The sequence below is a fragment of the Luteimonas yanweni genome (assembly GCF_039548475.1).
Classification (GTDB): Bacteria; Pseudomonadota; Gammaproteobacteria; order Xanthomonadales; family Xanthomonadaceae; genus Luteimonas.
The window spans coordinates 166,113-187,758 of sequence record NZ_JBCLVC010000006.1 but is presented as its reverse complement, the minus strand read 5'-3'; the positions used below and the strand labels follow the sequence as shown (position 1 = coordinate 187,758).

At 71.4% G+C, this 21,646-nt stretch carries 26 protein-coding genes; 7 read left to right on the top strand and 19 right to left on the bottom strand.

What is annotated here, in order from left to right; translation table 11 throughout:
* The first annotated feature begins 10 nt into the window (after positions 1–10).
* Both WCE39_RS02545 and WCE39_RS02540 read left to right on the top strand, forming a co-directional pair.
* Positions 11–637, top strand: coding sequence for a superoxide dismutase (locus tag WCE39_RS02545; RefSeq protein ID WP_343275143.1), 627 nt, complete (start codon positions 11–13; stop codon positions 635–637).
* A 201-nt stretch (positions 638–838) separates the two neighbouring features.
* Positions 839–1,300, top strand: coding sequence for an FKBP-type peptidyl-prolyl cis-trans isomerase (locus WCE39_RS02540; RefSeq protein ID WP_343275142.1), 462 nt, complete (start codon positions 839–841; stop codon positions 1,298–1,300).
* 9 nt (positions 1,301–1,309) lie between these two features.
* Here WCE39_RS02540 and WCE39_RS02535 read toward each other — a convergent pair whose 3' ends face one another.
* Positions 1,310–3,142 carry a DUF4153 domain-containing protein gene (locus WCE39_RS02535; RefSeq protein WP_452299550.1) on the bottom strand — a complete coding sequence of 611 codons (1,833 nt, stop codon included), beginning with the start codon at positions 3,140–3,142 and terminating at the stop codon, positions 1,310–1,312.
* A 56-nt stretch (positions 3,143–3,198) separates the two neighbouring features.
* Here WCE39_RS02535 and WCE39_RS02530 point away from each other — a divergent pair, with 56 nt between their 5' ends.
* From WCE39_RS02530 to WCE39_RS02520, 3 genes are read left to right on the top strand one after another with little or no spacing between them, the layout of a single operon-like run.
* Complete coding sequence (locus WCE39_RS02530; RefSeq protein WP_343275140.1) at positions 3,199–3,765, top strand: YqgE/AlgH family protein; 567 nt, start codon at positions 3,199–3,201, stop codon at positions 3,763–3,765.
* Entirely contained in the window at positions 3,765–4,253 is a 489-nt protein-coding gene (gene ruvX / locus WCE39_RS02525; RefSeq protein ID WP_343275139.1) for a Holliday junction resolvase RuvX, read from the top strand. The genes WCE39_RS02530 and ruvX overlap by 1 nt, the downstream gene beginning before the upstream one ends.
* Positions 4,250–5,191: an aspartate carbamoyltransferase catalytic subunit gene (locus tag WCE39_RS02520; RefSeq protein WP_343275138.1), complete on the top strand. Its 942-nt coding sequence runs from the start codon at positions 4,250–4,252 to the stop codon at positions 5,189–5,191. Before ruvX ends, WCE39_RS02520 begins: the two co-directional genes overlap by 4 nt.
* 79 nt (positions 5,192–5,270) lie before the next feature.
* Here the strand turns inward: WCE39_RS02520 and mgtE are convergent, their stop codons facing one another.
* The 15 genes from mgtE to WCE39_RS02445 all read right to left on the bottom strand — a co-directional run bounded on the left by mgtE (position 5,271) and on the right by WCE39_RS02445 (position 17,754).
* Positions 5,271–6,632 carry a magnesium transporter gene (mgtE, locus tag WCE39_RS02515; RefSeq protein WP_343275137.1) on the bottom strand — a complete coding sequence of 454 codons (1,362 nt, stop codon included), beginning with the start codon at positions 6,630–6,632 and terminating at the stop codon, positions 5,271–5,273.
* A gap of 118 nt (positions 6,633–6,750) precedes the next feature.
* On the bottom strand, positions 6,751–7,683 hold the full coding sequence (locus tag WCE39_RS02510; RefSeq protein ID WP_343275136.1) for a 2OG-Fe(II) oxygenase: 933 nt from the start codon (positions 7,681–7,683) through the stop codon (positions 6,751–6,753).
* Entirely contained in the window at positions 7,680–9,404 is a 1,725-nt protein-coding gene (gene ptsP / locus WCE39_RS02505; protein WP_343275135.1) for a phosphoenolpyruvate--protein phosphotransferase, read from the bottom strand. The genes WCE39_RS02510 and ptsP overlap by 4 nt, the downstream gene beginning before the upstream one ends.
* Positions 9,404–9,673, bottom strand: coding sequence for an HPr family phosphocarrier protein (locus tag WCE39_RS02500; RefSeq protein WP_343275134.1), 270 nt, complete (start codon positions 9,671–9,673; stop codon positions 9,404–9,406). Before WCE39_RS02500 ends, ptsP begins: the two co-directional genes overlap by 1 nt.
* Positions 9,674–9,685: 12 nt before the next feature.
* The gene (locus WCE39_RS02495; RefSeq protein WP_343275133.1) at positions 9,686–10,078 is read right to left on the bottom strand and encodes a PTS sugar transporter subunit IIA; all 393 of its coding nucleotides are present in this window, start codon (positions 10,076–10,078) and stop codon (positions 9,686–9,688) included.
* A gap of 101 nt (positions 10,079–10,179) precedes the next feature.
* A complete protein-coding gene (gene rapZ, locus WCE39_RS02490; RefSeq protein WP_343275132.1) occupies positions 10,180–11,049 on the bottom strand; it encodes an RNase adapter RapZ in 870 nt (289 codons plus the stop codon).
* Complete coding sequence (gene hprK, locus WCE39_RS02485; RefSeq protein WP_343275131.1) at positions 11,046–12,005, bottom strand: HPr(Ser) kinase/phosphatase; 960 nt, start codon at positions 12,003–12,005, stop codon at positions 11,046–11,048. The genes rapZ and hprK overlap by 4 nt, the downstream gene beginning before the upstream one ends.
* Positions 12,002–12,475: a PTS sugar transporter subunit IIA gene (locus WCE39_RS02480; RefSeq protein ID WP_343275130.1), complete on the bottom strand. Its 474-nt coding sequence runs from the start codon at positions 12,473–12,475 to the stop codon at positions 12,002–12,004. The genes hprK and WCE39_RS02480 overlap by 4 nt, the downstream gene beginning before the upstream one ends.
* 20 nt (positions 12,476–12,495) lie before the next feature.
* Positions 12,496–12,825: a ribosome hibernation-promoting factor, HPF/YfiA family gene (gene hpf / locus WCE39_RS02475; protein WP_343255674.1), complete on the bottom strand. Its 330-nt coding sequence runs from the start codon at positions 12,823–12,825 to the stop codon at positions 12,496–12,498.
* A gap of 107 nt (positions 12,826–12,932) precedes the next feature.
* The gene (locus tag WCE39_RS02470) at positions 12,933–14,366 is read right to left on the bottom strand and encodes an RNA polymerase factor sigma-54 (RefSeq protein WP_343275129.1); all 1,434 of its coding nucleotides are present in this window, start codon (positions 14,364–14,366) and stop codon (positions 12,933–12,935) included.
* A gap of 34 nt (positions 14,367–14,400) precedes the next feature.
* Complete coding sequence (gene lptB, locus WCE39_RS02465) at positions 14,401–15,120, bottom strand: LPS export ABC transporter ATP-binding protein (RefSeq protein ID WP_343275128.1); 720 nt, start codon at positions 15,118–15,120, stop codon at positions 14,401–14,403.
* Positions 15,120–15,620: a lipopolysaccharide transport periplasmic protein LptA gene (gene lptA, locus WCE39_RS02460; protein ID WP_343275127.1), complete on the bottom strand. Its 501-nt coding sequence runs from the start codon at positions 15,618–15,620 to the stop codon at positions 15,120–15,122. The genes lptB and lptA overlap by 1 nt, the downstream gene beginning before the upstream one ends.
* Positions 15,621–15,627: 7 nt before the next feature.
* Positions 15,628–16,191 carry an LPS export ABC transporter periplasmic protein LptC gene (gene lptC, locus WCE39_RS02455; protein ID WP_343275126.1) on the bottom strand — a complete coding sequence of 188 codons (564 nt, stop codon included), beginning with the start codon at positions 16,189–16,191 and terminating at the stop codon, positions 15,628–15,630.
* On the bottom strand, positions 16,188–16,739 hold the full coding sequence (locus WCE39_RS02450) for a KdsC family phosphatase (protein ID WP_343275125.1): 552 nt from the start codon (positions 16,737–16,739) through the stop codon (positions 16,188–16,190). Before WCE39_RS02450 ends, lptC begins: the two co-directional genes overlap by 4 nt.
* A gap of 10 nt (positions 16,740–16,749) precedes the next feature.
* A complete protein-coding gene (locus WCE39_RS02445; RefSeq protein WP_343275124.1) occupies positions 16,750–17,754 on the bottom strand; it encodes a KpsF/GutQ family sugar-phosphate isomerase in 1,005 nt (334 codons plus the stop codon).
* A 125-nt stretch (positions 17,755–17,879) separates the two neighbouring features.
* Here WCE39_RS02445 and WCE39_RS02440 point away from each other — a divergent pair, with 125 nt between their 5' ends.
* Positions 17,880–18,116: a BolA family protein gene (locus WCE39_RS02440; protein ID WP_343275123.1), complete on the top strand. Its 237-nt coding sequence runs from the start codon at positions 17,880–17,882 to the stop codon at positions 18,114–18,116.
* Positions 18,116–19,375 (top strand): UDP-N-acetylglucosamine 1-carboxyvinyltransferase, encoded by a 1,260-nt coding sequence (murA, locus tag WCE39_RS02435; RefSeq protein ID WP_343275122.1) that lies wholly within the window; start codon positions 18,116–18,118, stop codon positions 19,373–19,375. The genes WCE39_RS02440 and murA overlap by 1 nt, the downstream gene beginning before the upstream one ends.
* A 77-nt stretch (positions 19,376–19,452) precedes the next feature.
* On the opposite strand, the gene WCE39_RS02430 is transcribed toward murA, so the two are convergent.
* Genes WCE39_RS02430 through purN form a run of 3 tightly spaced genes read right to left on the bottom strand, consistent with a single transcriptional unit; the run spans position 19,453 to position 21,643 of the window.
* Positions 19,453–20,160: a DUF3108 domain-containing protein gene (locus tag WCE39_RS02430; protein ID WP_343275224.1), complete on the bottom strand. Its 708-nt coding sequence runs from the start codon at positions 20,158–20,160 to the stop codon at positions 19,453–19,455.
* A gap of 9 nt (positions 20,161–20,169) precedes the next feature.
* A complete protein-coding gene (locus WCE39_RS02425; protein ID WP_343275121.1) occupies positions 20,170–20,964 on the bottom strand; it encodes a DUF3108 domain-containing protein in 795 nt (264 codons plus the stop codon).
* 10 nt (positions 20,965–20,974) lie between these two features.
* Complete coding sequence (gene purN / locus WCE39_RS02420) at positions 20,975–21,643, bottom strand: phosphoribosylglycinamide formyltransferase (protein WP_343275120.1); 669 nt, start codon at positions 21,641–21,643, stop codon at positions 20,975–20,977.
* Positions 21,644–21,646: the final 3 nt, after the last annotated feature.

Below are 21,646 nucleotides of genomic sequence, written 5' to 3'. Positions count from 1 at the left end.
GGAGATTCCGATGGCTTTCACCCTGCCCAAGCTTCCCTACGCCTATGACGCGCTCGAGCCCCACATCGATGCGCAGACGATGGAAATCCATCACACCAAGCACCACCAGACCTACATCAACAACGCCAACGCCGCGCTCGAGGGCACGGAGTGGGCCGACAAGAGCGCCGAGGAGATCATCGCCAACCTCGACGCGCTGCCCGAGGACAAGCGCGGCCCGCTGCGCAACAACGCCGGTGGCCATGCCAACCATTCGCTGTTCTGGACGGTGATGTCGCCCAAGGGCGGCGGCAATCCGACCGGTGACGTGGCCAAGCGCATCGACAGCGACCTCGGCGGCTTCGACGCGTTCAAGGAAGCCTTCACCAAGGCCGCGCTGACCCGCTTCGGCAGCGGCTGGGCGTGGCTGTCGACCGACAAGGCCGGCAAGCTGACGGTCGAGAGCAGCGCCAACCAGGACAACCCGCTCATGAAGGGCATCGGTTCGGGCAACACCCCGATCCTGGGCCTGGACGTCTGGGAGCATGCGTACTACCTGAAGTACCAGAACCGCCGCCCGGACTACATCGGCGCGTTCTATAACGTGGTCGACTGGAACGAGGTCGAGCGCCGCTACCAGGAAGCCATCGCGGGCTGATGCAGGCGAACCTGCCCCGCCCTGCGGGGCGGGTCGCTCCGGACAGGAAGACCCCGCCGCGATGCGGGGTTTTTTGCGCCTCGAACCTGCACCGCCTCGCATCATGTCGGCGCCGCCCGTCACGCCGCTGCATGCCCGGGCTTGCGCGGCGGCGCCGCGCTGGCGACGATGCGGCGATACCCCATGAGGACAGCACCGACGATGGATATTGCCGACCGCCGCATCGCCACCGTGCACTTCACGCTTACCGACGCCGACAGCGGCGAACGGATCACCAGCACGCGTGGCCACGAGCCGCTGACCTACATGCATGGGGCCGGCGGCATCGCCCGGGGCCTGGAGCAAGCGCTGGAAGGCCGCAAGGCCGGTGATCGCTTCGACCTGGTGGTGGCTCCGGAAGACGGCTTCGGCCCGCGCCACGAGGCGCTGGTGCAGACGCTGCCGCGCGCGATGTGGCGCGCGCCTTCGGAGCCCAAGGTCGGCGACCGGCTGGAGACCACCACCGCGAAGGGTCCGCTGGACGTGGTGGTGACGGCGGTGGACGCCGAGACCCTGACCGTCGATGGCAACCATCCGCTGGCCGGGCGCCGCGTCCGCGCCGAGGTCGAGGTGCTCGCGGTCCGCGTGCCGACGCCCGACGAGGTGCAGTTCGGCCTCGGCTGAAACGCCTCGTCAGCGGTCGGTGGACGCCTCGACCGCGTCGAGCTGCCGCGGCGGGTCGTTGCCGATGCGCAGGTCCGGCCAGCGTCGCGGTGCCGCCTGCACGCGACCGGCCAGGAGGTCGCGGCGCAGGGCGCGGCGCCAGGCCTGTTCCGATGCCCCTTGCGGCCACATCTGCAGATTGGCGGCGACGGTCCAGCCACCCGCGTCATCGCGCGCGAACAGCGCGCAGCGCGCGCCATAGCCATCCCCGAGCGTGCACAGCAGCGGATCGGCGATGCCGTCGCCATCCAGGTCCGGCGTCAGCAGGATGCAATCGTCGGCCGGGCCCACGCACTCGCCACCGCCCGGTCGCCCGTTGGCCAGCGCGTCCCACCAGTCGGCATCGGGCGCGTCGGCGCCCTCGGCCAACCGCACCTGCGCGCGCAGCCGCGCGGCGTCGCGCGCGGGACGCCCGGCCTCTTCACCGCGCGGCGTGCCCCAGCGGCTGGTCCGCGCGAGCACGCGTTCGAGTTCGGCGAGCCGCTCGGAATCGCCCGCCCATGCGTGGTGGTGGCGCAGGGAGAGGGTGGCCTCGTAGCCGCGACGCCCGCTGTCGTGGCGCAGCCAGTCCAGGTCGAAGTCATCGGCACCGGTCCGGCCGTCGGCGAGGCGCTGCATCTGGCTGCCCACGGCGATCCGCTGCGCATCCAGGAGCGGCGTGTTGGCAAGCACGGCCAGTGCCACCACCACCAGCGACATCGCCCGGTTCACCGGCCGGATCCTGGCCAGCCAGCCGTCGCCACGGCGCAGCACGGCCCAAGCGTAACCTGACGCGTAGCCGGCCACGATCAGCGCCAGCAGCACCGCCCACACGCGGTCCGCAGTCCAGCCGTGCTGGTGGATGCGCAGCCACAGCGCATACAGCGCCAGCAGCGCGTATACCGGCAGCACTGCCAGGCCGGTATCGACCAGGCGTCGCAGCCAGCCGGGATAGGGCCGTTCGCCCTGGCCGTCCTGCAGCACCGAGTTGGTGAACGCCACCAGCAGGGCGACCACGGCGACCAGCGTGGACGCCGCCGAACGCATCTCCCACAGCGGGGCAAGTCCGGTGAACGGCAGGCTGGCCACGAACAGCACGGCGATGAAGGCCAGCAGCGGCAGCAGGCCGGTGAAGATCGCGAACAGGATCTGCCGCGCCACCTGCACCGCGCGGTGCTGGGTGCGGCCTATCAGCACGCCCAGGCCGGCCATGGCGCCGGTCGCAAGGTAGATGAAGGCGTCCTCGCGGAACAGTTCGCGGAAGAAGTCGATCTTCACCAGCGCGAACAGCGCGCCCCAGAGCCACAGCACCAGCCAGCAGATGCCGGTGAACAGGGCAGCCAGCGCCAGCGTCAGCGCGTTCTGCCAGGCATGCTCGAACAGGCAGGGGTAGGGTGCGCGCCAATGGCCGTGGGCCAGCCGGCACTGCAGCCAGGGCAGGGCGACGAACAGGCCGATCGCCACCGAAGCACCGAATGGCCCCAGCACGCTGCCGGCGCTGATCCCGGGCCCGCCGGTGGCATTCCACGACGCCCAGGCGGCCAGCCCGGCGACCACCACGGCCACCGCGACCGCGTGCTGCCAGAAGCGGGCGTCGCGCAGGCGCACCACGCTCAGCGCCATCATCGTCGGCACGGCCAGCACCAGGGTGTACCAGCAGACCCGTCCGCCCAGCTCCGCAAACGGCCACCAGCCCGCGTCGTGCCCCGTCTGCGCCAAGTACATCAGGCCGCCCTGGAGCACCGCCAGCAATACGATGAAGGCGCGCTCGTTGCGCGGCAGGGGAGCGTCTACGGACATGGCGGTTCCGGCGGCGGTGGCGATGGCGCCATGGTAGCGGGCACCGGGCGCGCCGCGCCGGCACTGGATAGAATGGCGCCATGTCCGTGACGCCCACTCCACTCGCCAACCAGCTCCTGGTCGCGCTGCCCTCGCTGGCCGACGGCAACTTCGCGCGCACGGTGTCGCTGCTGTGCCAACACGATGCCGGCGGGGCCATGGGCGTGGTGGTCAACCGACGCTCGGATTACACGCTCGGCGAGATCTTCTCGCAGATGGGCATCGCCTGCGCCGACGAGGCGCTGTGCGCGACCCCGGTGCTGGCCGGCGGCCCGGTGCACCCGGAGCGTGGCTTCGTGATCCACGATGGCGATCGCGGCTGGGATTCCAGCCTCACCGTGGCCGAAGGGCTGCGCGTTACTACCTCGCGCGACGTGCTCGAGGCGATGGCGCGGGGCGATGGTCCGCGCAAGGTCGTGGTGGCGCTTGGCTGCGCCGGCTGGAGCCCGGGGCAGCTCGATGCGGAGCTGGCCGATAACAGCTGGCTGACCGTGCCGTCGGATGATGAACTTCTGTTTGCGCTGCCGCTGGAAGCGCGCTGGCAGGCCGCGGCGGGCCGCATCGGCGTCGACCTGGCGCACATGCCCGATTACGCCGGGCACGCCTGATGGCCAGCATCCGCCACGACGGCACGGTGCTTGGCTTCGACGTCGGCGCGCGCCGCATCGGCGTGGCCGTGGGCAGCGCCTTCGGGCACGGCGCGCGTGCGCTGGAAGTGGTCGACGTGCATGCGGACAAGGTCGACTGGGCCGCGATCGACAAGCTGCAGAAGGAATGGCGCCCCGACGGCTGCGTGGTCGGCGATCCGATGACCCTTGACGGCGGCGACCAGCCGATCCGGCTGCGCGCGCGCGCGTTCGCGCACGAACTGGCGCGCCGCTATTCGATCCCGGTGGTGATGGTCGACGAGCGATCGAGTTCGATCGAGGCCGCGCAGCGCTTCGCCGTGGACCGCGCCGAGGGTCGCCGCCGCCGCCGCGACGCCGCCGCGCTGGACGCGGTGGCCGCCGCGGTCATCGTCGAGCGCTGGCTGGCCGCGCCCGGCGATGCGGTCGTGGTCGATCCCGACGCCGCCGGACCGGACGCATCCGCATGACCCTGCAAGCCACCGGCGACGGCCGCCTGCGACACCTGCTGACTCTCGAGGGCATGCCGCGCGCGACGCTGGTGGCGCTGCTCGACCGCGCCCAGGCCTTCGTCGAGCACGGGGGTGGCGCCGATCCGCGCACGGCCCTGGCCGGCACCGCGGTGTGCACGCTGTTCTTCGAACCCTCCACCCGCACGCGGCTATCGTTCCAGCGCGCTGCGCAGCGCCTGGGCGCGGACACCCTGGCCTTCGACGCCTCCACCTCGTCGACCAGCAAGGGCGAGACGGCCCTGGACACCCTGCGCAACATCGAGGCCATGGGCGTGCGCGGCTTCATCGTCCGGCATCGCGAGGACGGCGCGGTGGCGATGCTCGCGGCCTCGGCGCAGCCGGGCACGGCCCTGGTCAACGCCGGCGACGGCCGCAGCGCGCATCCCACGCAGGGCCTGCTCGACGTGTTGAGCCTGCGCCAGGCGAAGGGCGCGGACTTCGCGCGGCTGAAGGTCGCGGTGGTGGGCGACATCCGGCATTCGCGCGTCGCGCGTTCCGAACTGCACGCGCTGCGCGCGCTTGGCATCGGCGAGATCCGCGCCTGCGGGCCGGCGAACCTGCTGCCCGACGACGCGACCCTGGCCGGCTGCAGCGTCGGCAGCGACCTCGACGCCGCGCTCGAGGGCGTGGATGCGGTGTTCATGCTGCGCCTGCAGCGCGAGCGCATGGAGGAGGGCCTGGTGCCCTCGCTCGAGGCCTACCACCGCGACTACGGCCTGACGGCCGCGCGTCTGCGCCGCGCTGCGCCGGATGCCGTGGTGCTGCACCCCGGCCCGATGAACCGCGGCGTCGAGATCAGCGACGACGTGGCCGACGGCCCGCAGTCGATGGTGCTGCGCCAGGTGGCGAACGGCGTGGCCGTACGCATGGCGGTCCTGGAAGCGTTGCTCGCCTGAGCCGGCGGCAAGCCCGAGCGGCTCTGGAAGCCTGTGGGAGCGGCCATGTCCGCTCCCATGGGTGGGCTTCCTGCTGCAATCAGCGGAGGAGGATGACCGTCGCGAGTCCCAGGAAGCTGAAGAAGCCCACCACGTCGGTCACCGCGGTGACCACCACGCCGCCGGCCACCGCGGGGTCGACGTCGGCGCGCTTCATCGCCAGCGGCACCAGGACCCCGGCCAACGCGGCCGAGGCGAAGTTGATCACCAGTGCCGCGGTGATCACCAGGCCCAGCATCCAGTCCTGGAACCAGGCAAAGGCCACCAGTCCGACGAAGCCGCCGATCAGCAGGCCGTTGATCAGCGCAACCCGCAGCTCCTTCCACAGCAGCACGCTGGCGTTGCTCGCGCCCACCTGGCCCAGCGCGAGGCCGCGCACCATCAGCGTCAGTACCTGCATGCCGGCGTTGCCGCCGATGCCGGCGACGATCGGCATCAGCACCGCCAGCGCCACGATCTGCTCGATGGTCGCCTCGAAGCGCCCGATCACCCCCGCCGCAAGGAAGGCCGTGGCCAGGTTCACGCCCAGCCAGACGATGCGTCCGCGCACCGCGCGCTTCACCGGCGAGAACAGGTCCTCGTCCTCGTCGAGGCCGGCGGCGCCCAGCGCCTGGTGTTCGGCCTGCTCGCGGATGATATCGACCACGTCGTCGATGGTGATGCGGCCGAGCAGCACGTTGCCCTCGTCGACCACGGGCGCGGACACCCAGTCGTGGTCGGAGAACTGGCGCGCGACCGACTCCGCGGACTCGCCGACGTGGATCGCGGTCAGCGCGTCGTCGATCAGCTTGTTGATCGGACTGCCCGGGTCACGGGTCACCAGGTCCTGCAGGGCCACCCAGCCCAGCAGCTGGTGGCGGCGGTTGACCACGTACAGGTGGTCGGTGTGCTCGGGCAGTTCGCCGCGCAGGCGCAGGAAGCGCAGCACCACGTCGACCGTGGTGTCGGCGCGTACCGTGACCACGTCCGGGTTCATCAGGCGGCCGGCGGTGTCCTCGGCGTAGGACAGGGCCTGCTCCAGGCGCTCGCGGTTTTCGCGGTCCATCGACTTCAGGACTTCGTCGATCACCGTGTCCGGAAGATCCTCGACCAGGTCGGCGAGGTCGTCGATGTCGAGGTCCTCGACGGCGGCCACGATCTCGTCGGGATCCATGTCCGCGAGCAGGCTTTCGCGCACCTCGTCGCCGACGTGGACCAGGACCTCGCCGTCGTCCTCTGCATCGACCAGGCCCCAGACCACCATGCGGCGGTCGGGCGGGAGGGACTCGAGCAGGTTGCCGATCTCGGCCGGGGCCAGCGTGTTGACCAGCCGCCGCACCGGGCCCAGCCGGCCGCTGTCGAGTGCATCGGACAGCAGGCGCAGCTGGCGCGCGGTCTTGTCGTGGCGGACGGCTTCGGCCATGGAATGCTTCCGAGGGGGCGCGTCGCGCGACGGTGATGCGCGACAGGGTCAGGCGTTCATGCCTGCATTATCGCCCGCGCCGATCGCGCTGCCCACCCCGTTGCCACCCGCGTCACGCTCAGCGCCGGAAGCGCGCGCGCACCCGCCGGGCGGCGGCAAACAGCCGGCCCGCAAAGCTGCGGTCGAGCTCCGCCTGCAGGGCACGCATGTCGGCGTACAGGCGACGGTTGTGCGCGTCGCGACGGGCGAGCAGCTCGCGCAGCTCTTCGACGTCGCGCCCGGTCAGAACGCGCCCCGCTGTGACATGGGCAGGCAGCGGGCGATCGACATACACGGTGGAGTGCGACGACGCGACCTCGTCCGCGGGGCGTTCGCGCGTATAGAAGTACAGCGCGATCGAGCGCCGCGTCAGTCCGGCGCGTTCCGGCGGCAGGCGGATCGGCGGGAAACCGTGCCAGCTGTGCTCGGTGGTTTCGAAGATCACGCAGCGGTTGTACGCCGGCGCGAGCGACACCACCTCGTCGGCCGCCGGGTCGTGCGGATCGCGATGGAGCTCGAGCGCACCGCCCCAGTCGTCGTGCCAGTCCGGGTTGAGGTACACGATCAGGTTGAGGCGCCGGTGCCAGCCGGTGGCGGGGTGGTGGTTGAAGTCGATGTGGTTGTCGAGGCTCTGGCCGTCGCGGTTCTCATGGGTGCCGCCGCCGAAATAGCCGGGGTCATAGAGCAGGTCGTCGATGCCGGTCAGGCGCCCGACCAGGTCGAGGAACGCGGGCGACTGGATGCAGGCGTCCAGCCGGGCGTAGGCCTCGCCCAGTCCGCGGATCCGCTCGACGGTCGACTTGCCGCTGACGACCCCGTCCTCGTTGACCGCGTTGCCGCGCTCGAAGGCCGGGAACTGCGCGAGCAGCGCATCGACGAACTCAGGCGCGAAGAAGCCTTCGATCACGCAGTGGCGGAAGGGTGCGGCCGTGAGGAAGCGTTCCCGGATCGCCACTGCCTGTGCGCCGACGCCGGGCGCGACGATCTCCGTGAAGGCGTTGCCGGGCGTCACGGCGTGGCCACCGTCGCCGCCAGCCAGCGCGCGATGCCGGCCTGGTCGCGTGCGCGCAGCAGCGCGGGCGCGCGCTGGCGCAGCGTGGCAAGGTCGAGCCCGCGGATTTCGCGGCGCACTTCCAGGAGCGTCGACGGATGCAGGCTGAACTCCTCCAGTCCCAGTGCCAGCAGCAGCGGAGTGAACAGCGGGTCGCCGGCCATCTCGCCGCAGATCGCCGCCGGCCGGCCGTGCGCGCGCGCGGTGGCCAGCACCTGCTGCAGCAGCTGCACCACCGCCGGATGCAGCGGACTGTGCAGTTCGTGCAGTGCGTCGTTGCCGCGGTCGGCGGCGAGCAGGTACTGCACCAGGTCGTTGGTCCCGATCGAAATGAAATCGATCATGTCGATCAGCGCCGGCAGGGCGATTGCGGCCGCCGGCACCTCGATCATCGCGCCCAGCGGGATGTTGTCGGCCACCGCGTGCCCCTCGCGACGCAGGCGCGCCCCGACCTGGCGCACCAGGCGGCGCGCGGCGACCAGCTCTTCGCGCCGCGCCACCATCGGCAGCAGGATCCGCAGCGGGCCGTAGCCTGACGCGCGCAGGATCGCGCGCAGCTGGCTGGTGAACACCTCGCGCCGGCGCAGCGCCAGCCGCACGCCGCGCACGCCGAGCGCGGGGTTGGGTTCGCCGGGCAGGACCAGGCCGCTGTCGTCGGCCTTGTCGGCGCCGACGTCGAGCGTGCGGATGGTCGCGATGCGCCCGGTCATGCCGAGGACCAGGTCGCGGTAAGCGACGAACTGCTCGTCCTCGGATGGCAGCTCGCTGCGCTGCAGGAACAGGTACTCGGTGCGGTAGAGGCCGATCCCCGCCGCGCCCAGGGCGTGCGCCTCGGCCACGTCCTCGCGGGTCTCGGCGTTCGCGTACAGGCGGATGTCGACGCCGTCCAGGGTGCGTGAGGGCTCGCGGCGCAGGCGGTGCAGCTGGCGGCGTTCTCTCTTGCCTTCCCGCAGGCGCTCGCGGTGGGCGAGCAGGTCGTCGGCGCCGGGGTCGACGATCACGAGCCCCGTCGCGCCGTCGATCATCAGCACGTCGCCGTCGTTGACCTGGGCCAGCGCCTGCGGCGCGCCGACCACCAGCGGGATGTGCAGGCTGCGCGCCAGGATGGCGCTGTGCGACAGCATGCTGCCGCCCGCGGTCACGATGCCGATCACGCCGCGCGCGTGCAGCCGCGCGACTTCGGACGGCGCCAGGGCATCCGACACCAGGATCTCGCCGGCCACGCCGGTCGGCTGCACGTCGTGGCGGTGCAGTGCCGCGTGGATGCGGCCGATGACGTGGTCGATGTCCTCGATGCGGCTGCGGAAGTACGGATCGTCCATGCCCTCGAACACCGCGGCCAGTCGGTTGCGCTGCATGCGCAGCGCGTAGTCGGCGCCGTACAGGTCACGGGTGATGAGGTCGTCCAGGCCCTGCAGCAGCTCGGGGTCGTCGAGCAGCAGGGCGTGCAGGTCGAGGAACTCGCCCACTTCCTTGGCGAGCGCGCCGTGCAGGCGCGAACGCAGGTCGCGGAGCTCGTTCCGCACCATGTCGATGGCTTCATGCAGGCGCGCCACCTCGCCCGCTGCGGCGGCGCGGGTGATGCGCTCCTCGGCGACTTCCAGCGCGTGCGGCTGCCGCACCCGGGCGCGGCCCAGGGCGTTGCCCCGCGATGCGCCGTGGCCGGGCAGCAGCTGGCGCATCAGCTGTCCTCGTCGAATCGCCGCTCGAACAGCCCGCACACCGCCTCGGCCGCCTCCGCTTCGTCCGGGCCTTCCACGCGCAGCGTGACCGCGGTGCCGGTGCCGGCGGCGAGCAGCATCACCCCCATGATGCTCTTCGCGTTGACCTCGCGGCCCTTGGCGTTGAGCGTCGCGTTGACATCGTAGCTGGACAGCAGCTGGACCAGCCGCGCGGTGGCGCGTGCGTGCAACCCCAGCCGGTTGGACACCGTGAGTTCTCGTTCGATCATGGCTGCCTCGCCTCAGGCGTCATCGTGTACCACTCCATTGCGCGCACCCGCCGCCGCCACGGCGGGCAGCTGGTCGAGCCCGAGTTCGGGATAGTTCAGCACCCGCAGCAGCATCGGCAGGCTCAGCGCCGACACGCGGCGCACGGGGGTGCCCAGGTGTGCCAGGCGCGCGGCCATGTTGGCGGGCGTGGCGCCGTACAGGTCGGTCAGCAGCAGCACGCCGTCGCCGCTGTCGGCGCGCCGCAGGGCCGCGCTGGCGGCGGCCAGCATCGCGTCCGGGTCGGCGTCGTAGGACATCTCGAAGACTTCTACCGCCAGCGGCAGGGTGCCCAGCAGCCGGCCCGCCACCGACCTGAGTGCGGTGCCGATGCCGAGGTGGGTGACGAGGAGGATGCCGGCGGCCATCCGCACACGCTAGCAGAGCCGCATCACCATCCGGAAGCGCCGCGTTCGGGACGCGGCGCTTGCGCGTGCCGGACCGGGTGCGCGCAAGCGCCCTCCGGCGATCAATCCAGGCCGCGGTGGTGCGTGGCGACTTCCTTCCAGCCCTGCTCGCGTGCGTGTTCCGCCGCGGCTTCTGCCAGGAAGACCGAGCGGTGCCTGCCGCCGGTGCAGCCGAAGGCCACGGTGACGTAGCTGCGCGTGGACGAATGCATGCGCGGCAACCAGGTGTCGAGGAAGCCGTTCACGTGCTGCAGGTATTCGACCACCTCCGGCTGCGATGCGAAGAACTCGCGCACCGGGCCGTCGCGCCCCGACAGCGGCCGCAGGCGGGCATCCCAGTGCGGGTTGGGCAGGGCGCGCGCGTCGAACACGAAGTCCGCGTCCGGCGGCACGCCGCGGCGGTAGGCGAAGGATTCGAACAGCAGCGACAGCGAGGAATCCATGCTCAGCCCGAGCTCGGTCAGGACGCGGCGGCGCAGCTGGTGCACGTTCAGTTCGCTGGTGTCGATGGTGACGTCGGCCAGCGAGACCAGTGGCCGCAGTACCTGGCGCTCCAGCGCGATGGCGTCGGACAGGGCCAGGCCGAGGCGGGTCAGCGGGTGCCGGCGACGGGTGTCGGCGTAGCGTTTCAGCAGGACGTCGTTGACGGTGTCGAAGAACACCAGCTTGGGGTCGAAGCCCATCGCGCCGACCGCGGAGAGCCACTCGGGGATGTTGGCCAGGTCGCCGCGGCTGCGCACGTCGACCCCCACCGCGAGCTTCTGCGAGGCGCGCTCGGGGTGGGTGGCGCTGCGCACGAAGTCGGGCAGCAGTTCGGCCGGCAGGTTGTCGACGCAGTAGAAGTCGAGGTCCTCCAGCGTGTTGAGGGCAACGGTCTTGCCGCTGCCCGACATGCCGCTGACGATGATCAGCGAAGTGCTGGCGGTGCTCATGGATGGCCCCGTTCGAGGAAGTGGGAATGGCGGGCCAGGAAGGCCGTGGCCGGGTCCACGCCCTTGGCGCGCAGCACGTGCACGCGGGTGGCGGCTTCGGTCAGTACCGCGAGGTTGCGGCCCGGCATCACCGGCAAGGTGATCATGGGCACGTCCAGGTCCAGCACGCGGCGCGCGCCCAGGTCGCCGGTCAGGCGCACCATGCCGCTGGGGTCGCGCGCTTCCCGGGTGTCCTCGGGACGCGCGAGGTGGACGATCAGGCGCAGGTATTTGTTCCGCTTCACCGCGGTATCGCCGAACATCTCGCGGATGTTGAGCACGCCCAGGCCGCGCAGTTCCAGCAGGTCCTGCAGCAGCTCGGGACAGGTGCCGTCGAGGACGTCGGGGGCGATCTGCGCGAACTCCGGCGCATCGTCGGCGACCAGGCGGTGGCCGCGGGTCACAAGCTCCAGCGCAAGCTCGCTTTTCCCGGTCCCCGACTCGCCGGTGACCAGGACGCCGATGGAATAGATCTCCATGAACACCCCGTGCAGCGTGACCCTGGGGGCCAGGGCGCCGGCAAGGTGGTACTGCAGCACGTTGTACAGCTCGTGGCCGCGGCGCTGCGACGACCACAGCGCGATGCCCGATTCCCCGGCCATCTCCACCAGGTCTTCGGGGCAGGGCTGGCCCTTGTTGACCACCAGCGCCAGCGGTCCGAACTGGAGGATCTTCTCGAGCGTCTCCCAGCGCTGGCGGGGTTCCAGCCCGTCGAGCCAGGAAAGCTCCTCGCTGCCGAGGATCTGCACCTTGTTCGGATAGATGATGTTGAGGTAACCGGCCAGCGACGGCCGGCGCGACACCGTGTCGACCGATTCAAGCTGGCGCGAGGCGCCGGAGCGGCCCGCGAGCCATTTGAGTTCAAGCCGGTCGCGCAGCTGGTCGAACAGCGCCTGCGCGGTGATCGCGGCCTTCATGCCGAGCGTGCCGCCACCGGGCCGTCCGACCGCAGCAGCAGCGCGCGCAGCGCGGTGATGTCGCGCGCATGGCGCACGGCCTGGCGGAAGCCGGGATCGGCGAACCTGCCGGCCAGTTCCGACAGCGTGTCGAGGTGCTGCTGGGTGCGGTCGCCTGGCACGGCCATGGCGAAGACCAGGTCCACCGGTTCGCCATCGCGGGCGCTGAAGTCCACCGGCGTGGCCAGCCGCAGGAAGGCCGCAAGCGGTTCGCTGCAGGCTTCGTTCCTGCAGTGCGGGATGGCCACGCCGTGGCCGATCCCGGTGCTGCCCACGGCTTCGCGCCCGCGCAGGCCGGTGGCGATGGCCTGCGTCCATTCCAGGGAACCGCCGCCCAGCAGGCGGGCGGCGACATCCAGGACCTGGTCACGGTTGCCGGGCGCCACCACCTGCACGATGCGGCTGGCGGAGAGCATGTCGGTGTATGGCATCCCCCGGGCCTTGTGCCGGCTCAGCCGAACTCGCCGTCGCGCACCGGATTCCCGCCGCGACGATGGTGGTCGATCATCTTCTTCTTTTCCTTGACCAGCATGCGGTCGAGCTTGTCGGCGAGCAGGTCGATGGCCGCGTACATGTCGGCTGCGCGGGCGTCGGCGTGGAGCGTCTTGCCGGCCACGCTGACGGTGGCTTCGGCACGGTGGTCCGGCTTGTCGATGCTGAGCTGGGTGCGGACCTGGAGCGGCGGGTCGTACAGCCGCGACAGCCGGCCAAGCTTGGTTTCGACGTAGTCGCGCAGCGCGGGGGTGACGTCCATCTGCTGGCCGTGGGTCTCGATGAGCATCGCAACCTCCTTCTCGGTGGGAGCCACAGCATCGCGCATCGCGGCGCAGTGGGTGTCACGGACAGGTTAACCCAGCCCCCCGGAGGCGTGAAGCATCCACGGGGCGTTCAGGCGATCCGCACGCGCTCGTGCGAGGAAGGAATGTTCAGCGCTTCGCGGTACTTGGCCACGGTGCGTCTTGCGACGGGTACGCCGCTGTCCTTGAGGCGTTCGGCCAGGCGCGCATCGGACAGCGGCTTGCGCGGGTCCTCCGCGTCCACCAGCCGCCGGATCATGTCCTGGATCGCGGTGCTGGACGCTTCGCCACCGCCGCCGGTGTCGATGCCGGAAGCGAAGAACGCGCGCAGCGGGATGGTGCCGCGCGGCGTGTGCACGTGCTTGCGCGCGACCGCGCGCGACACCGTGGACTCGTGCATGCCGATCTGCGCAGCGACTTCGCGCAGGGTCAGCGGACGCAGTGCCTGGGCGCCGAACTCGAGGAAGCCGGACTGTTCGCGCACCAGGCAGTGCACCACCTTGAGCAGGGTCTCGCCGCGGGCGGCGAGGTTCTTGAGCAGCCAGCGCGCTTCCTGCAGCCGTCCGCGCAGGTAGCCGGCATCGGCGCCCGCGGCGTGCTGCAGCATCAGTTCGTAGCCGCGGTGGATGGTCAGGCTGGCGTGGCGGCCACCGGCCAGCGACACCTTCCAGAGTCCGTTGTCGCGGGTGATGCTGCAGTCCGGCACCACGTAGGTGTCGTGCGGCATGCCGCCGATGCTGGAGCCGGGCCGGGGATCCAGGCTGCGGATCAGCTGCAGCGCCGTGGTGGCCTCGCCCTCGCTGCAGCCCAGGGCGTCGGCAAGCCCGGATGCGCCAAGCCGGGCGATCCGTTCGATCAGCGTGGATACGGCGCGCCGCGCCACGGCGTGCCCGGGGGTGTCGGCCGGCAGTGCGTCCAGCTGCAGCAGCAGGCACTCGCCAAGGTCGCGCGCGCCCACGCCGGTCGGGTCCAGCCGCTGCACGCTGCGCAGCACGGCTGCGATCTCGGCTTCGCTGCACTGCAGGCCCGGCGGCAACGCAGCGGCGATCGCCGACAGTGGTTCGCGCAGGTAGCCATCGTCGTCGATGGCGTCGACCAGGACCTCGCCGATGGCGAGTTCGCGGGGCGACACGTGGCTCAGGTTGAGCTGCCAGGACAGGTGGTCGCGCAGGGTTTCGGACTGGGCGATGCGCTCGGAGGCGTCGCCGTCGGGGTCTCCGTCGCCACCGCCACGCCCGCCGCCGCCGTCGGCCCATGCAACGTCGCGCTGGTCGTCCCAGTCGTGGTCGGACGCGATGCCGTCGGCGTCGGCCTCGGTTCGCTGATCGTCGCCGCCGGAGCCGTCTTCGCCGGATGCGGACAACTGCGAGGATTCGTCCCACTCCAGCAGCGGGTTGCTCTCGACCGCCGCGGTGATCTCGGCTTCGAGTTCGGGGATCGGGAGTTGCAACAGGTGCAGCGCCTGACGCAGCTGCGGCGTCAGTACCAGGTGTTGTCCCAGCGATGTCTGCAGGCGAGGCTTCACGGCGTTCCCGATCAGGCGGGGACGCGCCCCCCGCTCACAGGCGGAAGGACTCCCCGAGGTAGACCCGGCGCACGTCCGGATCGGCCAGCAGCGCGTCCGGAGCCCCCTGCGCGAGCACGCCGCCATCGTTGAGGATATACGCGCGGTCGCAAATGCCCAAGGTCTCGCGCACGTTGTGGTCGGTGATCAGCACGCCGATGCCACGGTTCTTGAGGTGGCGGACGATGCGCTGGATCTCGCCGACCGAAATCGGGTCGACGCCGGCGAAGGGTTCGTCAAGCAGGATCAGGCGCGGGCGCGCGGCCAGCGCGCGGGCGATCTCGACGCGGCGGCGCTCGCCGCCGGACAGGCTGGCGCCGTGCTGGCCGGCCACGTGGGTGACCTGCAGTTCGTCCATCAGCGAGGCGAGCTCGGCCTCGCGGCCCTTGCGGTCCAGGTCCTCGCGCAGCTCGAGTACCAGCATGATGTTGTCGGCCACGCTGAGCTTGCGGAACACCGAGGGTTCCTGCGGCAGGTAGCCCACGCCCAGGCGCGCGCGGCGGTGCATCGGCTCGCCGGTGATGTCGCGGCCGTCGAGCACGATGCGCCCGGCGTCGGCCGGCACCAGGCCGACGATCATGTAGAAGCAGGTGGTCTTGCCGGCGCCGTTGGGACCGAGCAGGCCGACGACTTCGCCGGCGTCGAGCGTGAGCCCGAACTCGCGCACCACCTCGCGCTGGCGGTAGCTCTTGCGAAGCCCTTCGGCGACCAGCATCAGCCGCCGCCCTGGCTGGCCTTGGCACCCTTGGGCAGGATGCGGGTGCGGATCTGCTGCCCGTCCTGGCCGCCGCCCTGCACCCGCCCGGTGCTCATGTTGTAGACAATGCGGCCGCCGGCCATGGTGCCGCGGCCGGGCTGGTTGATCTCGACGTTGCCGGTGAAGACCACGGTCTCGGTCTGCAGGTTGTAGTCGACGTTGCTCGCGGTGGCGTCGATCGAGCCGCCGTCGTCCAGGTCCTGCCGCAGGCGCACGGGCGAGCCGGTCAGGACGACGCGCTGGATGTCGCCGTCGCCGCGGCGGACGTCGGCCTTGGCGGCCTGCACGTCGAGCGTGCCCTGCACGATGCGTACGTTGCCGGTGAAAACGCAGGGGCTGCCGTCGTCGGCCAGCGAGCAGTCCTGGCTGTTGGAGGCCAGGTCCATCGGCTGGTTGCGGTCGCTGGATTTCGCCCACGCCGGCGCGGCGGCCAGGGCCGCGGCCAGGGCGAGGAGCATGGTGAGGCTAGCGGCGCGTGGGGACATAGCGGGTCTGGACCTTGGAGGTGAGTCGGAAGCGCTTTTCGGCCAGATCGGCTTCCATGCCGGTGCCGCGCATTGTAGTGCCGGGCTGGGTGATGGTCACGGCGTCGTCGCTGCGGGCCACGCGCTGCTCGGGGAACACGTCCAGGGCACCGGTTTCCATGCGCATGCCGCGCGCGCCGGCCGGGTCGGAGACCACGACCACGTCGCCGCGCAGGCGCATTTCCTCGCTGTCGGCGCTGATCCAGCCGGTGGCCGCGCGCAGGTCCCAGTACAGCCCGTCTTCCTCTTCGGGGAGCAGGAACAGGGGTTCGCGCAGCGACATGGTCCCGTCGACGGGGTCGCGGTGCAGGTGCGGAGCGCGCAGGGTGAAGGCTTCCTGGCCGCCGCTGTCGAGCGAGACCAGCTGGAAATCCTCGAGTACGTAATCCGAGCGGTCGCTGGTGGCGGTGGCGCCTGCGACCTCTGCGCGCTGCTTCCAGGCCGACCAGCCACTGGCGATCGCGGCCGCCAGCAGCACGGCGATCATCGCGGCGCGCCAGCTCACTGCCGCGCCGTCCCGGCGTCGGCACCGCTGCGTTCGCCGCGCGCCGACAGCAGCAGGTCGCAGAACTCGCGCGCCGCGCCGCGGCCACCGCGGGCCGAGGCCTGCCAATGCACGCTGCCGAGGATCGCGGGATGGGCGTCGGCCGGCGCCGCGGCCAGGCCGGCGCCGGAAAGCACGGCGAGGTCGGTCAGGTCGTCGCCCATGAACGCGACCTCGTCGGCCGCCAGCCTCAGGCGCGCGCGCAGGCCGTCCACGCAGGCCTGCTTGTCCTTGATGCCGGTGTGGGCCTCGACGCCGAGGTCGCGGGCGCGGATTTCCGCGGCCGGGCTGGTGCGCGCGGTGACGAACGCGACCGCGATGCCGGCGCGGCGCAGCAGCGAGATGCCCAGGCCGTCATGGACATGGAAAGCCTTGGTCTCGGTGCCATCGCTGGCGATGTACAGGCGGCCGTCGGTCAGGGTGCCGTCGACGTCGAAACAGACCAGCCGGATGCGCGCGGCGCGCGCGAGCAGCCCGGGGGAGGGGGAGGCGGGAGGCGAGGTCGACATGGACGCGCGATCACACCACGCGTGCGCGCAACAGGTCGTGAATGTTCAGCGCGCCGACCGCGCGGCCATCGCCGTCCACCACCACCAGCCCGCCGATCTTGTGGGCCTCCATCAGCTGCGCGGCTTCAACGGCAAGCGCGTCGGCGCCGATGGTTCGCGGGTCGCGGGTCATCACGTCCGCGATTGGCGTGGTGCGCACGTCGATGCCTGCATCCAGGCTGCGGCGCAGGTCGCCGTCGGTGTACAGGCCTAGCAGGTGGCCGTCGCCATCGACGACGGCGGTCATGCCCAGCATCTTGCGGCTGATCTCGGCCAGCGCTTCGCTCACGGTCGCTTCGGCGGACACGCGGGGCACGGCGTCGCCGCTGTGCATGACGTCGGCGATGTGCAGCAGCAGGCGGCGCCCCAGCGCGCCGGCGGGGTGCGAGCGGGCGAAGTCGTCGGCGGTGAAGCCGCGCGCCTCGAGCAGGGCCACCGCGAGCGCATCGCCCATCGCCAGTGAGGCGGTGGTGCTGGAGGTCGGCGCCAGGTGCAGCGGGCAGGCCTCCTCGGGCACGCTGACGTCGAGGTGCACGGCCGCCGCGCGGGCGAGCGTGGAGCCTGTGCGGCCGGTCATCGCCAGCAGGGCGTTGCCCTGGCGCTTGAGCACCGGCAGGAGCTGCAGGAGCTCGTCGGATTCGCCCGAATACGACAGCGCCAGCACGACGTCGGCGTCGGTCACCATGCCAAGGTCGCCGTGCCCGGCCTCGCCGGGATGCACGTAGAACGCCGGGGTGCCGGTGGAGGCGAGGGTGGCGGCGATCTTGCGCGCCACGTGGCCGGACTTGCCCATGCCGGTGCAGACCACGCGGCCGCGGCAAGCCAGGAGCAGGCCGCAGGCGCGCGAGAAGTCGCCGTCGATGCGCGCAGCGACGGCCGCGAGGCCGCGGGCCTCGATGTCGAACACGCGCCGGCCGCTGGCGGCGAAATCGGTCGCGGCCGCGGCGTTCCCGGGCTGTGTGCTGTTGGCGGACATTCCGGGCCGGGCCCTTATTCGCTATGCTAAGCCGTTCATCTTACGCGGATTTGTCCCCCGGCCTGCGGCCCGCCGCGGCGGTGGCGGCAGCCCGCTTACATGCCCTTCATGACCGGAACGACGCCTTGAACGCAGACACCATCCGCAATCTCATCGAACAGGGCCTGCCCGGCGCGGAGGTCGAGGTGCGCGGCGATGACGGCGTGCACTTCGAGGCGCTGGTGGTGCATCCGGACTTCGCCGGCCGCCTCCCGCTGGCGCGCCACCGCATGGTCTACGCCACCCTGGGCGCGCTGATGGGCAACGAAATCCATGCCCTGGCGCTGCGCACCGTGACGCCGGACGAGCAGCGGCCGGCCTGATGCAGAAGATCGTTGTCGAAGGCGGGGTGCCCCTGGAGGGCGAGGTCCGCGTGTCCGGTGCCAAGAACGCCGTGCTGCCCATCCTGTGCGCCACGCTGCTGGCCGACGAGCCGGTGGAGATCGGCAACGTCCCGCACCTGCACGACGTGGTTACCACCGCGCGCGTGCTCGATGGCCTTGGCGCCGGCGTCAGCCACGACGCCGACGGCAGCCACATGGTGGTCGACCCGCGCAGCGTCGACAGCCACGTCGCGCCCTACGAACTGGTGCGCACCATGCGCGCCTCGGTGCTGGTGCTGGGACCGCTGGTCGCCCGCCACGGCGCCGCAGAGGTCGCGCTGCCGGGCGGCTGCGCCATCGGCTCGCGCCCGGTCGACCTGCACATCCGCGCGCTGGAAGCGCTGGGGGCGCGGATCACGGTCGAGCACGGCTTCATCAACGCCCGTGCCGGCCGCCTGCAGGGCGGGCACGTGGTTTTCGACACGGTGAGCGTGGGCGCGACCGAGAACCTGCTGATGGCCGCCACCCTCGCGCAGGGCACCACGGTGATCGACAACGCCGCGCGCGAGCCGGAAATCGTCGACCTTGCCGACTGCCTGACGGCGATGGGCGCCGACATCGAGGGCGCGGGCGATTCGCGCATCGTCGTGCGCGGCGTCGACCGGCTGCACGGCGCGCGCCATGACGTGGTCGCCGACCGCATCGAGGCGGGCACGTTCCTGGTGGCCGCGGCCATCACCGGTGGCCGGGTCACGGTCACCCATGCGCGCCCGGACACCATGGACGCTGTGCTGGAGCGCCTCGCGGCCGCCGGCGCCGACATCGCCATCGACGGCGATCGCATCACCGCCGACATGCGTGGCCGCCGCCCGCGCGCGGTCGACATCACCACTGCGCCGCACCCCGGTTTCCCCACGGACATGCAGGCCCAGTTCATGGCCATGGACTGCATCGCCGAAGGCGTGGCGACGATCGACGAGACGATCTTCGAGAACCGCTTCATGCACGTGAACGAGCTGATGCGCCTGGGCGCGGAGATCCACGTCGACGGCAACCGCGCCACGGTGACCGGCGTCGCGCGCCTGGGTGGCGCGCCGGTGATGGCCACCGACCTGCGCGCGTCGGCGTCGCTGGTGCTGGCCGGGCTGGTGGCCGAGGGCGAGACCGTGATCGACCGCGTGTACCACCTGGACCGCGGCTACGAACACATCGAGCGCAAGCTGTCGGGACTGGGCGCGCGCATCCGCCGCATCGATTGAAGCCGATGCGCAAGGGCCCCGCGATGCGGGGCCCTTAGCCGGGTTCATGCCGCGGGTTGCGGGTCCGGCCGCACCGCTCAGTTGACCGCTTTGAGCCGCAGGTCCACGTGGTCGCGCCCGTCGCGACGCTGCAGCACCCGCGCCGGGACCGGCAGGCCATCCACGACCCAGGCGATGATCTCGCGCTTGCCGTCCTTGCGCTCTACGCGCGTGGCCGTGTGCGATTTGCCGCCGACCTGGATGGTCTCCTCGCCGGCCACCTTGAAGCTCTGGCGCTTGACCCGGCCATCCTCGACCAGGCGGTAGTCCAGAGGCTTGCCCGCGGCGACGTCGCGGACCAGCACGAGGTTCATCAGCATGCCGTCCAGGTCACCGGCGCGCAGCGCCACGGGCCCGGCGCGGTCGGCCTTCACGTCGCCGGACCAGCGCGCTTCGCCGCGGTCCCAGTCGTACTCGGCCGTGACCGTCTTGCGCTTGACCAGCATCGCCGCCAGGCCGTTGGTGCCGCGCTGGCTGTCTACGCTCCTGATCGGGCGCCACTGCGCGCCATCCACTTCGAACGTGGTGCTCTGTTCGAGCTCGGCGCCCATGCCGCCTATGTCGATGCGGTATTCCCAGCGATCCTTGCCGACGCTTGCGAGGCTCATCTTCGCCGTCGCTTCCATGCCCATGTAATTGGCCTGGTAGTCGGCGCTGAACGCTTCGATGGCGAGGGCGGGCATGGCGGCCAGGGCCAGCAACAGGCCGGCACCGGCGGTCGCGGCACGGCCGCGCAGGGTGTTCATGTGCAGCATCTAGTGAGCTCCTTGGTATTCGACCAGGCGCAGGTCGATGGCGTCTTCGCCGTTTTCCCTCTGCAGGATGCGGATCGGCGTGGGGACGCCGCGCGCCACCCAGAAGATCGTTTCATCATTGCCGCCGTTGGTGCGTGAAACCCGCATTGCGTCGTACGACAGTCCGTCGACCTCGACGTACTCGGTGGCCTCGGCCACCGCGTACCGGTGGTCGCGCACGCGTCCGCCATCGACGAACCGGTAGTCCAGCAGGCGCCCGGGCTCCGCGTCGCGGACGATCGCGAGGTTGATCAGCAGGCCGCTCATGTCACCCGCGTGCAGCGCCACCGGCTCGCTGCGCGCGTCCTTGATGTCGCCGCGCCACTGCGCGACGCCGGCATCCCAGTCGTAGACGCCGTGGACCTCGCGGCCCAGGAACAGTGCCTTGCGCCGGGTGTCCTGGCGGAGCGGGCGGTATTGGCCGGCGACCACGTCGAACAGCGTGCCCTGGTCGATGTCCAGGCGCACCCAGCGCGCAAGCCCGCGATTGCCGGTGACGTCCAGGTCGATCCGCCAACGCCCGTCCAGCCGCGCCAGGCGCATGCTGGCGGTGCCGGCGGGCTTGCCCTTGTTCCAAGCGTCGTATGTCGCCACGAAGGGCTGCAGCGGGACGGCGCCTTCGGCATCGGGGGCGGCGGTCACACCCGGCGCAGGCGGTGGTGCCGTTTCGGAGGCGGGAGCCGGGTCCGCCACCGCGGGTGCCGAGGCGAACGCCGAAAGCAGGACCGCCAGCCCGATATGGAAGATGGTCTTCATGACCGGCGGATCATGCCCGCAGGCGGTTGGATGCCAGCTGAAGCGGCTCCCGGAGCGGGTCTCCGTCGAACTCCACCGTTGCGCCGCGCAGGCGGACGCGGCCGCTGCACAGCAGTTCCAGTGCCGAGATCATCAGCGGATGCTCGACCCCCAGCACCCGCGCGGCCAGGCTGTCGGGGTCGTCCCCCGGCAGCACCGGCACCCGTGCCTGCGCGATGACCGGACCGCCGTCCAGGTCGGCGGTGACGAAGTGCAGGCTTGCGCCGTGCTCCGCCGCGCCGGCCTGGAGCGCCCGCGCATGCGTGTCCAGGCCCTTGAATTCGGGAAGCAGCGACGGGTGGATGTTGACGATCCGCCCCTCCCAGGGCGCGATCGCCGCGGCGCCAAGCAGGCGCATGTAGCCGGCGCAGACGATGAAGTCCGGCTCGGCCTCGGCCACCGCGGCGAACAGGGCCGCGTCGAAGTCGTCGCGGGTCGCGAAGTCGCGGGGCCGCAGCCCGCCCGCGGGAATGCCCGCGTCGCGCGCGCGCTGCAGCGCCAGCGCCTTCGGGCGGTCACCGAAGACGCCCGCCATCCGCGCATGCAGACGGCCGTCGGCGATCGCGTCGAGGATCGCCTGCAGGTTGCTGCCGCGACCCGAGGCCAGCACCGCAAGGCGCGGGAGGGCGGCCGCGGCCATCGT

What these genes read in the sequence shown, in the direction of transcription:
- ruvX (WP_343275139.1), top strand. Translation starts at nt 3,765, where the DNA reads ATGGCCAGCATCCGCCACGACGGCACGGTGCTTGGCTTCGACGTCGGC.
- WCE39_RS02480 (WP_343275130.1), bottom strand. Translation starts at nt 12,475, where the DNA reads ATGCCATACACCGACATGCTCTCCGCCAGCCGCATCGTGCAGGTGGTG.
- WCE39_RS02430 (WP_343275224.1), bottom strand. Translation starts at nt 20,160, where the DNA reads ATGAACACCCTGCGCGGCCGTGCCGCGACCGCCGGTGCCGGCCTGTTG.
- WCE39_RS02450 (WP_343275125.1), bottom strand. Translation starts at nt 16,739, where the DNA reads ATGTCGACCTCGCCTCCCGCCTCCCCCTCCCCCGGGCTGCTCGCGCGC.
- hpf (WP_343255674.1), bottom strand. Translation starts at nt 12,825, where the DNA reads ATGCTCATCGAGACCCACGGCCAGCAGATGGACGTCACCCCCGCGCTG.
- hprK (WP_343275131.1), bottom strand. Translation starts at nt 12,005, where the DNA reads ATGAAGGCCGCGATCACCGCGCAGGCGCTGTTCGACCAGCTGCGCGAC.
- WCE39_RS02495 (WP_343275133.1), bottom strand. Translation starts at nt 10,078, where the DNA reads ATGGCCGCCGGCATCCTCCTCGTCACCCACCTCGGCATCGGCACCGCA.
- purN (WP_343275120.1), bottom strand. Translation starts at nt 21,643, where the DNA reads ATGGCCGCGGCCGCCCTCCCGCGCCTTGCGGTGCTGGCCTCGGGTCGC.
- rapZ (WP_343275132.1), bottom strand. Translation starts at nt 11,049, where the DNA reads ATGAGCACCGCCAGCACTTCGCTGATCATCGTCAGCGGCATGTCGGGC.
- WCE39_RS02445 (WP_343275124.1), bottom strand. Translation starts at nt 17,754, where the DNA reads ATGTCCGCCAACAGCACACAGCCCGGGAACGCCGCGGCCGCGACCGAT.
- ptsP (WP_343275135.1), bottom strand. Translation starts at nt 9,404, where the DNA reads ATGCGCCAGCTGCTGCCCGGCCACGGCGCATCGCGGGGCAACGCCCTG.
- murA (WP_343275122.1), top strand. Translation starts at nt 18,116, where the DNA reads ATGCAGAAGATCGTTGTCGAAGGCGGGGTGCCCCTGGAGGGCGAGGTC.
- WCE39_RS02500 (WP_343275134.1), bottom strand. Translation starts at nt 9,673, where the DNA reads ATGATCGAACGAGAACTCACGGTGTCCAACCGGCTGGGGTTGCACGCA.
- WCE39_RS02530 (WP_343275140.1), top strand. Translation starts at nt 3,199, where the DNA reads ATGTCCGTGACGCCCACTCCACTCGCCAACCAGCTCCTGGTCGCGCTG.
- WCE39_RS02540 (WP_343275142.1), top strand. Translation starts at nt 839, where the DNA reads ATGGATATTGCCGACCGCCGCATCGCCACCGTGCACTTCACGCTTACC.
- mgtE (WP_343275137.1), bottom strand. Translation starts at nt 6,632, where the DNA reads ATGGCCGAAGCCGTCCGCCACGACAAGACCGCGCGCCAGCTGCGCCTG.
- WCE39_RS02425 (WP_343275121.1), bottom strand. Translation starts at nt 20,964, where the DNA reads ATGAAGACCATCTTCCATATCGGGCTGGCGGTCCTGCTTTCGGCGTTC.
- lptB (WP_343275128.1), bottom strand. Translation starts at nt 15,120, where the DNA reads ATGCTGGTCGCCGAAGGGCTTCGCAAGAGCTACCGCCAGCGCGAGGTG.
- WCE39_RS02520 (WP_343275138.1), top strand. Translation starts at nt 4,250, where the DNA reads ATGACCCTGCAAGCCACCGGCGACGGCCGCCTGCGACACCTGCTGACT.
- lptA (WP_343275127.1), bottom strand. Translation starts at nt 15,620, where the DNA reads ATGCTCCTCGCCCTGGCCGCGGCCCTGGCCGCCGCGCCGGCGTGGGCG.
- WCE39_RS02545 (WP_343275143.1), top strand. Translation starts at nt 11, where the DNA reads ATGGCTTTCACCCTGCCCAAGCTTCCCTACGCCTATGACGCGCTCGAG.